Raw genomic sequence first — 11505 nt, 5'->3', positions numbered from 1 at the left:
CCGCCCGGGCCAGCCGCGCCAGCGTCACCCGCCGTTCGGGGGCGGCGACATGGGCGGCGAAATCCGCCGCGGCCGCCGCGACCCCGTCGGCGAGGCCCGGGTCGGCCGTGGCCGGGGCGGCGTCGCGCCAGGCGACCGCGCCGGTCAGAGCCATCAGCGCCCTCCGGCGGTTCGCAGCCTCGCGGCGGGCGGCGAGCGAGCCCGAGCCCTCGGCGTCGATCGCGTCGTCGAGGCGGGCGAGTTCCGAGAGCTGCCGGTGCAGCGCTTGCCGGTCCGCCGGCGCCGGGTGGCGCAGCTGCGCGGCGATGGCCTCGAGCAGCGCCGCCCCGGCGAGGCGCAGGTCGCGGGGCACGTCGTCCTCGGCCCGCCGCGGCGAGAGGAGCAGCCCGACGACGAGCGCGACGCCGACCCCGATCAGCACCGTCGCCGTCCGGTCGAGGCCGAGCGCCAGCACGCTCTCGGGGTGGCCGCCGTCGAGGAGCGCCACCATCACCGCCGAAAAGCCGGCCAGCATGGCGCCATAGGCGGCGAAGCCGCGCAGCAGGTTGCCTGCCGCGGCGCAGGCCCCGAGCCACAGCGCCACGCCGACGACCAGCACCGCCGGGCTGCCGACCCGCGCCGCCAGCGCGGTCAGGAGCACGCCGAAGGTAGCGCCGGCGATGGTCCCGAGGCCGCGGAACAGGCTCTTCTCGATGAGGTGCGCGCGCACCGGCTGCGACGCCGCCCAGACCGTCATCCCGGCCCATTGCGGATGTTCGAGCCCGCCGGCCCAGGCGATGGCCAGCGCCAGCGCCGCGCCCGCCGCGGTGCGCAGCCCGTAGGCGAGGCGGTCGCGGTCGACGGCGATCACGGGCGGACGGCGCCGGGGCGCCGGCGGTGGTCACAGGGGATCGTCATCATCGTCTCCGGTATCGCGTCGCCCGCAGGGGCGATGAGCCGGCCGAGGCCGGCGTCAAGGGCGGTGGCGGAGCGGCCGAGTCCGGCGAGGAGCTCGGCTTGGAAGTCGGCGGCGAGGGCGCCGAGCCGCGCCATCGGCGCCTGGGCCTTCGCCGGTGAGGGAAAGGGCGACGAAGCGGCGGTTGTCGGAGTGGCCGGGCTTCCGGACCAGCCCCGCCGCGTCCAGCCGGACGGCGGCGCGGCTGACCCTGGGCTTGTCGGCCCGCGGGTGAATGTCGTGGACGCTGGCGGCGCCGGCCTGCGAAAGATGCGCGAGCAGGCGCCACCCGGCGATCGAGATCCCGGATGCTGCCCGGTAGCGGCGGGCGAATCGCCGGCCGACGCGGGCCGACGCCACGCTGAGCCGGTAGGGCAGGAAGCTGTCGAGGTCGAAGGCATGGATGCTCCGGGTCGGCCGCGCGAGTTTGGCGGCGACTCATCGCATCTGCAACGGTGGCGATCATGCAATGCAACGATACCGGGTCGCGCCCGGCACGATCCGCCCCGCCGCCACCCCTGGCGCGCGGCTCGGGAACGATCCGGGGTCGGAGAGCCGCGGCGGCGTCAGGTCAGTTGGCGAGCACGAAGCCGCTGTCGACGGCGATCGACTGGCCCGCGATGAAGCGCCGTGATGAAGCGGGCGTCGTCCGAGGCGAGGAAGTGGACCAGATTGGCGATGTCGCGCACCTCCTGAAAGCTCCCGAGCGGAAGCGACTGGCGGAACTGCTCGGCGAAGTCGGGACCGCTCATGCCGTTCTCGCCGCCGAGCCGCTCCATGATCGCCGCGAGCATCGGCGTCATGACATGACCGGGCTGAGGCCGAACTGGCAGTTGTGCGAATAGAGCAGGCGATAGCCGCCGACGCGATCCTTCAGCGGCAGGACCTCGGCCTTGAACTTGATCCGGTACTTGCCGGCGACGAAGGGGCGCATGTCGACGGCCGCCGCCGTCTCCTCGACCGGGTGGCGGAACTTGCAGACGATCTCCGGGTCGCCGACCGGGAAGCCGTCCTCGTAGGAGACGCGGCGGCGCAGGATGAAGGCGTTGCGGTAGAGCGCGAAGTCCGGGGTGTCGAGGAAGACGATCTCGCGGATCCGCGGCCGCTGGCCTGCGGCGTCGTCCTCGGTGAAGCCGACGCCGCTGGCGCGGGCGGTCTTCTTCACCACGCGGCCGAAGTCGCGGAAGCTCCGGACCGAGGTGAAGGGCTCGGACTTGAGGATCAGCTTGGCTTCCAGATAGGTGATCCGGTCGAGAGCGGCCCCGTCGGCATAGCCGGCGGCGGGGACATGCCTGGTGTGTTTCATCGGACTATTCCCAGTCAAAGCGCGTGCGACGGCGAGGGCCGCTCGTCGCCGGCGGAGGTGTCGGGGGGCGCGAGGAGGATCGCCTTCATCCGGTCCGGTCCGACGGCGCGCGAGACGTGCTTGAAGGTGAAGAAGGGCAGCAGCGACACGAAGGCGATCGCCGAGACGATGAGGACGCCGGCGAGCCCGCCGCCGCCGAAGGAGGGCATGCTGGCGGAAAGGCTCTCGCCGCGGAGCTTGCCGGCCACGACCCGCTCGGCGATGTGAAAGACCATGAACAGCGCCGTGCAGAGCGCCGCGTCGAACAGGACCGCGTAGACGCGGGGCCGGCGCCGCAGGCCGCGCGAGAAGTCGAAATGCTCGGCGACCAGCATGACCTTCGCGAGCACGAGGGCGTTGAGGAGCGCGAAGCCCTGAAGCACGACCGGGCTGCCCTGCGACCGCGCGAGCGCCTCTTCGTTGAGCACGAACAGGGCGAAGAGCGCCCAGAGATAGAGGAAGAGCACGAGGAAGCGCCGGAACGCCGCCACCGCGCGCTGGCGCAGGGTAAGGGCCGGCGCACCCGCCTGCGTGACCGGATCGCCCATCGGCGCCTCTCCTTCCCGCGGTTTCAGCGCGCCGCCTCGCGGCGCCGCAGCTCCTCGGCGAGGATCGGAACGCCGAGGTTGCTGGCGGCGACGCCCTGGGCGACGCAGAGCTTCAGCACCTCCATCACCTCGGCGAGGCTGGCGCCGGCGGCCAGCGCGCCGCGGATGTGGCGCCGGGTGCCCGGCGCGTACATGTGGGTGAAGGAGGCGTCGAAGGCGATGCTGAGAAGCTCGGTCTCCTTCGGCGAGAAGACCCCGCCGCCGTAGATGCCGGCGCCGGCTGCCATGAACTGGTCGGTCCATTCGGGATCGAGCGCGAAGAACGGATCCCAGGCGGTGTTCCACTGGCCCATGGCCTTCATCCGGTCGCAGGCCGGGGTCGGCGCGTCGGGCCGCGCGGGCGACGACGCCCCGGCGGCGGCGGCCTCCTCGATGAGGATCGGCGCACCGAGGCTGCACGAGTGGATCGCCATCACCGTCGCCATCTTCACGATCGTGAGGATCTCGTCCCGCGTCGCGCCGGCGTCGAGCGCCGCGCGGACGTGGCGGCGGGTGGCGGTCCGGTCGAGGCGGGTGCAGGCGACGCTGAGCGCGACCGAGACGAGCTCGACCAGCCGCGGTGGCAGCACCCCGCCCGTCCACGGGTTCGCGCTCATCTCGCGGCAGGCGCTGGCCCATGCGGGGTCCCAGCCCTCCAGCAGGGAGAGGGCGGCGGCGTCCCAGGGGCCGAGGGGATCGGGGTCCCGGTGCGGCATGACGTGCTCCATCGGTGGCGGTCGTTTCGGTCGGGACCGGCTTGGGTTCAGTCCGGCTCGGGCGGCGGGAAGGCGAGCGGGTCGGGCTCCCAGACGGCGAAGGCGTTGTCGGCGGGGTCGGCGATGACCGCGTACCAGGCGGTGCGCGGCACGGCGGTGCGCTCCTTCAGCACGCGGCCGCCGTGCCGTTCGACGGTGGCGATCGCGTCCGTCACCGATGGAACCTGGAAATAGGCGAGCCAGCCCCGCAACTCGAACGACGGCCGGCGTGCGAGGCCGCCGATCGACTGCGCCGCGCCGTCGCCGTTCCGGATGCGCCAGTAGTCGACGCCGGGCGCCTGCTCGATGCGCCAGCCGAAGAGCGCGGCGTAGAGCTCGGCGAGCTTCTCCGGCTCGTCGCCGAAGATTTCGAAGTGACTGAGAGCCGTCATCCGGCAAGTCTCCCTTCCCCGTGAGGCGGGCGGCGCGCGGCGCGCCGCCCCGGCGTTGCGCGGTCAGGACGTCCCGAGCGTTTCCTTCGCCGCCTTGGCGGCTTCCATCGCGAGTCGCGCGGCCTCGGGCGGCACCATGCAGTAGGCCATCGGATGCGAGTCGCCCGCGGCCTTGGCGACGTGCTTGCGCCCGTCGGTCTCCCAGACCATGAAGCCCTTCTCGCCGTCGCGGCGGTTGGGCGGCAGGCCGAGGTTCCGCAGCGTCTCCTCGATGCTGTCGTACCAGACGCCGACCTTGAGGATCTCCCGCGCCTCGTCGGCATTGGCCACCTTGCGGCCGAACTGCTCGCAGAGCCGCACCGCGCCCTCGATCTGCTGCACCGAGGTGCGCCGCTTCTTGTCGGGCCCCCAGATGTTGTCCTCGTTGCCGACCCGCACGTGCTGGCCGAGCACGATCGACATGGCCGACAGCGAGATCAGGCCGCGCATCGACGACCAGAAGGTCGTGACCGCGCCCTGCGGGACGCGGCGCAGGAAGTCCATCCAGTCATAGGGGTTGCGGCCGAGCGTGCCGCCGCCATAGCCGCAGATCGCCACGTTGAGCGGCCCCATGTAGACGCCCGCGCGGATCAGCCGCTCGATGATCTCCATCTGGTGGATGTGGCCCGGCACGAAGTAGGGCTGAATCCTGTTGGCGGCCAGCCGCTTGAGATGTTCAAGATAGAAGGCGGGGCCGGCGTCCACGAACATCCCCGCCCAGGCCGCCTGCACTTCCGGGTTGTTGTCGAGATGGGTGCCCTTGATGTCGTCGGGCACGAACATCGACACGACGTCCCATTGCGTCGTGCCGGTGGCGATGGTGACGAAATCCGGCTTGGGGTCCAGCTCGGCCAGCATGTGCCGGGTGTCATAGTTGAGCCATTTCGCCTTGGCGTCGGCCGTGTGCGGCGCGAAGGAGATTGACCCGCCGACCTGCAGGATCATCTTCGGCACGGCGGTCCTAAGCCGGTCGAGCAGGTAGTTGTACTGGTCGAAATTGACCGACCCCTGCCCGGTGGCGGGGTCGCGGACATGGACGTGCAGCATGGTGGCGCCGGCGTTGTAGCAATCGACTGCCCTCTGCACCTGCTCGTCCCAGGTCAGCGGGATGTCGGCGTCGCCCGGCAACCATTGCGGACCGTAGGGCGCCGCGGTGATGATGAGCGGCGCCATGTTCTCCGGAAGTATCGAGTCGTCGGTGTAGTACACGTCTTCCTCCTTCATGGATCGAGGGCGCAAGCCTGCGTCCCGCGGATCTGTTGGATCGGCCAGGCTGTTCCGAATAGGCGCCGAGGGTTGCTTGGTTGGTTCGGGTTCCTGAAATCTTTCTTGCCGATCAGGCAGCTTTGTAGTCGGGCGCCGCGCGAGCGACTTGCGAATTTCCGACCGAAGTGGAAAATCGGCGTGATCGACCCACCGGGGAGGCAGGCAGGATGTCGCACGGCTGGCAACGCGTGGGCGCGCTGAGCGACGTGCCCACGCTGGTGCGCGAGCGCGGCCTCGATCCCGAGGCACTCGCCGCGGACGCGGGCGTCGCACTCGCCGACCTCGCGGACCGCGAGGCCCGCGTTCCCTTTCCCGCCGCCTGCCGGCTGCTGGCGCTCGGCGCCGAGCGAACCGGCTGCGCCCACTTCGGCCTGCTCGTCGGCGCCGCGAACGGCACCGAGAGCCTCGGCGTCGTCGGCCAGCTGATGCGCCAGGCGCCGACCTGGGGCCGCGCTCTTCTCGACCTTGTCGAGAACCAGCACCGCTACGTCCGCGGCGGCGTGCCCTACCTCATGGTGCGCGACGGAACCGCCTGGGCCGGCTACGCAGTCTACGAACGCCAGGCGCCGGGCGCCGAGCACATGGAGGACGGCTCGATCGCCATCGGGTTCAACCTGATGCGCGAACTCTGCGGCGCGGTCCCCGAGCAGGTGCTTCTCGCCCGCGGGGCCCCCGCCGATCCCGCGCCCTACCGCCGCCACTTCGGCGTGCCCGTCACCTTCGACGCCAGCCAGACCGCGCTGGTCTTTCCGAGCGCCATGCTCGACCTGCCGGTCAAGGGCGCCGACGCGGCGCTGCGGGCCGCGCTCGCCGAACGGGTCAGCGACTACTGGGCGGTTGAGACGCCGCGGACCTCGGACCAGCTCGTCCGCCTGCTCCGCTCCCGGATCATCTTCGGCGACGTGCGGATCGATGACCTCGCCGAGGCGCTCGTCATGCACCCGCGCATTCTCGAGCGCGCGCTGCGGCGCGAGGAGACGAGCTTCCGCGCCCTCCTCGCCCAGACCCGCGTCGATATCGCCCAGCGCCTCCTCGTGGGCACGCGGCTCAGCGTCACCGAGATCGCCGCGGCGCTCGCCTATTCCGACACCAGCGCCTTCACCAACGCCTTCCGACGCCTGTGCGGCGCATCTCCCCGCGCCTGGCGGCTGTCGGGACGGGGCAGTTCGGGATAGCGGCGGAACGGCGCCGGCGCGCGTTCGCTTGCGTCACCCGAAGCATGCCGGGCGGGATAGACCTGGCGCGAACGACCGATCGGAAAGACGCGGCGATCCCGCCTTGCCAAGCCCGCGGCGCGCCGCGGGGGTCAGCCCGAGTTCCGTCACGTGGCGCCCCATGATTGATCACTGCCCAGGCTCGTCGGGAGAAGGGCGGACCTGCTTTCTGGACAGCGGCGGGTCGATCCCATCGTCGAACACCGCCAGATGCTCTGCCAGTTTGTCGCGCAGCCAGGCATGGTCGCCGGCCGCGGTGTCGCGCCGATGCCAGGCCATGCACAGGCGGGCGCGCGGCAGCGGGAACGGCAGCGGATGCAAGACCAGGCCCGCGGGGCCGGCGACTTTCGCCGCCATCCGACGCGGTATGATGCCGACGAGGTCGCTCGCGGCGGCCGCGCGCCAGACGGCCGAGAACGTCGTCACTGAGAGAGCGATCTCACGGTCGATGCCGGCGGCCGAGAGCGCCGCGGCATCGAGCTCGGGCCCGGAATCGATCACCTTGAACACCGCGTGGCGCAGCCGGCCGTAGAGCTCGATCGGCATCGCCCGCGCCGGGCCTATGCCCGCCGCGTCCAGCATCGGATGATCCCGGCGGGCGACAAGGACGAAGGCCGCGCGCAGAACCCGCCGATGGTCCACCCAGCGCGGAAAGGGCGCCTCTGGCAGAAGAAGGAGGTCGACCCGTCCCTCATGGAGCTCGTCGAAGGATTGGGGCCCGGGCGGCTCGCCGAAGCGCACCATGACGCGCGGCGCCGAACGCTGCAGGTCGGCCATCAGCGCGGGCAGCAGCATCTCGCTGAAGAAATCCGCGCCGGTGACGCGGAACGTCCGCGCGGCGACCGCCGGGTCGAAGGCCGGGCGCGCCAACAGCCGGCCGGTTTCCGCGAGCAACGCCGCGACCGGCGCCATCAACTCGAGGGCGAACTCGGTGGGACGCATGCTCTGCCCGTCCCTGACCAGCAGCGGATCGCCGAAGGCGGCCCGCAACCGCGCAAGGGCCGCCGAGACCGCCGGCTGCGAGAGGCCGATCCGTTCACCGGCGCGCACTGTCGAGCGCTCGCGCAGCAAGGCATCGAGCACCTTCAGCAGGTTGAGATCGAAGGTCAATAAATTCATGCTGTGGATATATTACATACAAACAATCAATTTAACAGATCGATCGGTACCTGCGATAGCGATGGCGCGACATCACCAATGCGACAACCGCGAACGCAGAGAGGAAATCCCCCGATGAACGCGCAATCTCCCCGCCAGGACCCCTACGTCTGGAACGGCACGACCTACCGCACCCTGCTCTCGCCGGAGGACACCGGCGGCGCGATGTCGATCGTGCATGGCGTCGCGGGGCCGTTGGAAGGCCCGCCGACCCACGTGCACGATGCCGAGGACGAGACCTTCCTGGTTCTCTCCGGCGTGATGGATTTCGATGTCGACGGGGTCCGTTTTCGCCGCGGCCCGATGGAGACCGCCTTCGTCCCGCGTGGCACACCCCACACCTTTCGCACCGGACCGGAGGGCGCCACTTGCGTTACCGTCCTGACGCCCGGTGGTTTCGAGGGCTTCTTCGCCGAGATGGCCGCCGGCGGCTTCGAACTGCCGCGCGATATCGCCGCCGTCGGCGCGACGGCCGCCCGCTACAACTCGCGCATCATCGGGCCCGGTATGGCGCGGCACGGCTGATCGCGCTCACGCGACAGCCGCCGCGGCGCCCTCCGCGCACGGGCTATCGGCCTGGATGACCGACAGCACACATCAAGCCCTGCCTATCCACACTATCTGCGCGGGCGCCTCATTTGAGACACCACGCAGCGCCCGGGCGCGCGGACCGAACAGCGGATGAGGCGCGGGCTCCAATGTGGGTTCAGCGACTTGCCTCGACCCAGAGCGCCCAGAGGGCGAAGAGTGGAGCGTCGCCCGATTTCATGGCGTGGGTGACGAAGGGGACATTGTAGAAGGACCCGCCGACGCCCGGCGTGAACCAATCGCCGTCGCCTTGGCGGAACTCGCCAGGGGAGAGCACGAGGTAGGTCTCCTCTGGCGCGTGCGAATGGTCGGTGTAGCGCACGCGGGGCGCAAGAAGCGAAGCTCCGAACCAAACGTCGGTCCGGTTTTCCAGCCCGGCCGGCCCGAGGATCATCGTGTTGGCGTGGCCATCGACGAAGTTGGCGCTGGCCGTCCCGTCGTAGCTTGCCCGCCGGACCCATTCGAGATCAGGCTCTATCGCACGGAAGGCAGCGACCAGGCGCCGCAGCGACGGTCGCCCCGGGTCGACCGCGAGGGCGCCCTCGAGATGAGAGCAGACCGGAAGCTGGCTGCCCGGCCGTTCGCGCCGAGGCGCCGAACTCGCGAGCGCGGTCGCTATCCGCCGCAGGGATGCCCGCGCTTCTGGACAGGGTGCGGCCTCGGCAAAGGCGGCGATCGCCGCATCGACGAAGACCTGGAGTTCGGGGTCGCGCGGCATTGGAACTGTCCCTCCGATCACGTCGGCGCGCACAGGGCGCGCGACTTCTCGAGCGCCGCGGCCAGTCCTGCCGAGACGGCAGTGTCGAAGCCGCGGGCGCGCATCGTCTCGATGGCGGCCGCGATCACGCCACGGTAGTCGACGAAGGTCGCCACTGTCGCCTGGGGATCCGCGCCGGGCTTTTCGAGAAGCCGACCGGCGCCGACCATGAGCGCAACCACCGAACGGCGGGCGACCTCGGGAGCGAGCCCGTTTGCGATCGCGTCGCGGATGAGGGCCGCGGCAAGTAGCGCCGGGTAGGCTGGGCCGGCTCCGGAAAGGCCGGTCATATAGTCGATCTGCGCCTCGCTCTCCAATTCGTCGCCGCTGCCGAACGTGCCGAGGAGCCGCTGCACGATCTCGCGGTCTTCGGCGGAAACCAGCTCGGTGGCCGTCCATGGAGTGTACGATAGTCCCACCTCGGCCGCGGCGTTCGGGAGCGCGCGAACAACCCGCTCAGTGCCGAGCCGCGTGGCGATGTCGTTGAGCGTAACCCCGGCCATGAACGAGATCACGAGCTTTCCCGGCGCGGAGATCCGGACGGAAGGCCAGTCCTGGGGGCGGACCGAAAGGATCACCACGTCGGACCGGCCCGCGAGCTCCTGGTTGTCGTGAGTCCAATGGGCCTCGGGCAGCCAGGCGGGCGGGGCGCGTCGGCAGGACAGGGTGAGGTCGCGCGGACTGACCAGACCGGCCGCCACCACCGCGCGGGCGGTGGAGCCGCCGATCCACCCGTTGCCGCCGACAATTCCGAAGAACGTTTTCATTTGCGCCTCCCTCAGCCGCGAACCGCGCGCACATGCCTGCTTCGCAGGGCGGCGCGCGAGAGCCTGTCAAGCAGGATGGCAACGGCGACGATAGCGAGACCGGCGCGAAGACCAAGGCCCATCTCCATGCGCGTGAGCCCCCGGGTGACCTCGGCACCAAGGCCGCCGGCGCCGACCAGCCCGGCAAGGACGACCATGGCGAGAGAGAGAAGGATGCACTGGTTGAGCCCCACGGCGAGCGTCGGTATCGCGGACGGCAACTCGATCTTGAAGAGGATCGCCCGCGGCGCTGCTCCGATCGCCTGGCCGAGTTCGATCAGGTCCTTGCGCACCTGCTTGAAGGCCAGCGTGGTTAGTCTCAGCATGGGCGGGATGCCATAGACGATGGTCGCGATAATCGCCGGCACCCGTCCGAGGCTGAAGATCATCACCGCCGGGATCAGGTAGACCCATGGCGGCACGGTCTGCATGATGTCGAGGACAGGTCGCAGCGATGCCTCCAGCCGAGGGCGGCGCGCCGCGAGAATGCCCAGCGGGACGGCGATCACGCAGGAGATCGCCACCGAGACGGAGACGAGTGCGACGGTCTCCATCGACTGCTTCCAGAGGTCCATGACAAAGCAGAAGCCGAGCGCCACGACGGCGAGGAGCGCCATTCGCCAGCCGAGCAATACCAATGCGAGGGTGGCGACGAGCAGGATCGACGCCCAGGCTGGCGGGAAGAGCAGTGCCGCCTGGAGGCTGCCGAGAACGGCCTCGATGAAGATGCCAATCGCCGCGAAGAGGCCGTGCGCATTGGTGTTCAGCCAGTCGACGGCGGGTGCGATCCACGCGCCGGGGGAGAGGGTCATGGCTTGTCCTTTCCGGTCGGGATGGCGTTCTGCGTGATGCGGTCGATCACCATCGTGAGGACGACGATGGCGATGGCGGCGTCGATCGACTTGGCGATGTCGAGCTTGCGAATCGCTTCGTAGATCGTCTCGCCGAGCCCGCCGGAGCCGACAATGCCGGCGATCACCACCATGCCGAAGGCCATCATCAGGCTCTGGTTGATACCTGCCATGATGCTCGGCAAGGCGAAGGGCAGTCGGATCTTCCAGAACATCTGCGCGGCCGTCATGCCGGTCGATTGCCCGAGCTCGACAAACTGGATCGGCGTTTGCCGGATGCCGAGCGAGGTCAGTCGGATCGCCGGCGGCATTGCGACGATCAGCGTGGCGAGAAGCGCCGTCGCGGGCCCGAAGCCGAGGAGCGCGATCGCCGGCAGGAGATAGATATAGGGCGGCAGCGTCTGGATGAGGTCGAGGATCGGCTCGACCGCATGGTCGAGCGCCGGGAAGAAGCCCGCGAGCACGCCAAGCGGCAGGCCGATCAGCAGCGCCAGCGCGGTCGCGGTGATGACGAGTGCGAAAGTATCCATGGTCTCCGGCCAAAGCCCCATGGCCCAGCAGATGGCGAGGCCCAAGGCGGTCAGAAGGCCAGCCACGCGGCCAAGAACGCGCCAGGCGATGATCCCGAGCAGGATCGTGAGCGCCGGCCACGGCGCCACCGTGAGCAGCCACAGCACGGCATCGTAGAAGCCCTCGAAGAGGGCTCGGAGGCCATCAAACAGCCAGGTGCCATTGTCGCTCACCCAGGTGAGGGCGTTGTCGACCGCGGTGTCGAAGGCGTCGGCGATATCGGAGGTGTCCATGTCTTTCCCC

15 protein-coding genes are annotated in these 11505 nt (G+C 70.2%); 2 read left to right on the top strand and 13 right to left on the bottom strand.

Annotated features, from left to right (window positions below; translation table 11 throughout):
* The 8 genes from Q0480_RS12415 to Q0480_RS12380 form a co-directional block, all read right to left on the bottom strand.
* On the bottom strand, positions 1-850 hold an 850-nt coding region (locus Q0480_RS12415), incomplete at its 3' end, for an FUSC family protein (RefSeq protein WP_299133377.1).
* Complete coding sequence (locus tag Q0480_RS12410; protein WP_299133374.1) at positions 847-1032, bottom strand: hypothetical protein; 186 nt, start codon at positions 1030-1032, stop codon at positions 847-849. The genes Q0480_RS12415 and Q0480_RS12410, both read right to left, overlap by 4 nt.
* 468 nt (positions 1033-1500) lie before the next feature.
* On the bottom strand, positions 1501-1737 hold the full coding sequence (locus Q0480_RS12405) for a hypothetical protein (protein ID WP_299133372.1): 237 nt from the start codon (positions 1735-1737) through the stop codon (positions 1501-1503).
* On the bottom strand, positions 1734-2240 hold the full coding sequence (locus tag Q0480_RS12400) for a hypothetical protein (protein ID WP_299133369.1): 507 nt from the start codon (positions 2238-2240) through the stop codon (positions 1734-1736). Before Q0480_RS12400 ends, Q0480_RS12405 begins: the two co-directional genes overlap by 4 nt.
* Positions 2241-2254: 14 nt before the next feature.
* Positions 2255-2827 carry a hypothetical protein gene (locus Q0480_RS12395; protein WP_299133367.1) on the bottom strand — a complete coding sequence of 191 codons (573 nt, stop codon included), beginning with the start codon at positions 2825-2827 and terminating at the stop codon, positions 2255-2257.
* A 23-nt stretch (positions 2828-2850) separates the two neighbouring features.
* Positions 2851-3582 (bottom strand): carboxymuconolactone decarboxylase family protein, encoded by a 732-nt coding sequence (locus Q0480_RS12390; RefSeq protein ID WP_299133365.1) that lies wholly within the window; start codon positions 3580-3582, stop codon positions 2851-2853.
* A gap of 47 nt (positions 3583-3629) precedes the next feature.
* On the bottom strand, positions 3630-4013 hold the full coding sequence (locus Q0480_RS12385; RefSeq protein ID WP_299133363.1) for a VOC family protein: 384 nt from the start codon (positions 4011-4013) through the stop codon (positions 3630-3632).
* A gap of 63 nt (positions 4014-4076) precedes the next feature.
* Entirely contained in the window at positions 4077-5261 is a 1185-nt protein-coding gene (locus tag Q0480_RS12380) for a 3-keto-5-aminohexanoate cleavage protein (protein ID WP_299133361.1), read from the bottom strand.
* 224 nt (positions 5262-5485) lie between these two features.
* Between Q0480_RS12380 and Q0480_RS12375 the strand changes: the two genes are divergently transcribed.
* On the top strand, positions 5486-6493 hold the full coding sequence (locus Q0480_RS12375; RefSeq protein WP_299133360.1) for an AraC family transcriptional regulator: 1008 nt from the start codon (positions 5486-5488) through the stop codon (positions 6491-6493).
* Positions 6494-6661: 168 nt separating this feature from the next.
* Here the strand turns inward: Q0480_RS12375 and Q0480_RS12370 are convergent, their stop codons facing one another.
* On the bottom strand, positions 6662-7651 hold the full coding sequence (locus Q0480_RS12370; RefSeq protein WP_299133358.1) for a LysR family transcriptional regulator: 990 nt from the start codon (positions 7649-7651) through the stop codon (positions 6662-6664).
* Positions 7652-7765: 114 nt separating this feature from the next.
* Between Q0480_RS12370 and Q0480_RS12365 the strand changes: the two genes are divergently transcribed.
* The gene (locus Q0480_RS12365) at positions 7766-8215 is read left to right on the top strand and encodes a cupin domain-containing protein (protein WP_299133356.1); all 450 of its coding nucleotides are present in this window, start codon (positions 7766-7768) and stop codon (positions 8213-8215) included.
* A gap of 181 nt (positions 8216-8396) precedes the next feature.
* On the opposite strand, the gene Q0480_RS12360 is transcribed toward Q0480_RS12365, so the two are convergent.
* From Q0480_RS12360 to Q0480_RS12345, 4 genes are read right to left on the bottom strand one after another with little or no spacing between them, the layout of a single operon-like run.
* Positions 8397-8996 carry a dimethylsulfonioproprionate lyase family protein gene (locus Q0480_RS12360; protein WP_299133355.1) on the bottom strand — a complete coding sequence of 200 codons (600 nt, stop codon included), beginning with the start codon at positions 8994-8996 and terminating at the stop codon, positions 8397-8399.
* Between the two features lie 17 nt (positions 8997-9013).
* Complete coding sequence (locus Q0480_RS12355; protein ID WP_299133354.1) at positions 9014-9802, bottom strand: pyrroline-5-carboxylate reductase dimerization domain-containing protein; 789 nt, start codon at positions 9800-9802, stop codon at positions 9014-9016.
* A gap of 11 nt (positions 9803-9813) precedes the next feature.
* A complete protein-coding gene (locus Q0480_RS12350) occupies positions 9814-10653 on the bottom strand; it encodes a proline/glycine betaine ABC transporter permease (protein WP_299133353.1) in 840 nt (279 codons plus the stop codon).
* A complete protein-coding gene (locus tag Q0480_RS12345) occupies positions 10650-11495 on the bottom strand; it encodes a proline/glycine betaine ABC transporter permease (RefSeq protein ID WP_299133351.1) in 846 nt (281 codons plus the stop codon). The genes Q0480_RS12350 and Q0480_RS12345 overlap by 4 nt, the downstream gene beginning before the upstream one ends.
* Positions 11496-11505 lie beyond the last annotated feature (10 nt).

It is taken from the genome of uncultured Amaricoccus sp. (genome assembly GCF_937891315.1).
Classification (GTDB): domain Bacteria; phylum Pseudomonadota; class Alphaproteobacteria; order Rhodobacterales; family Rhodobacteraceae; genus Amaricoccus.
This window is presented reverse-complemented; position numbering and strand designations above follow the sequence as displayed.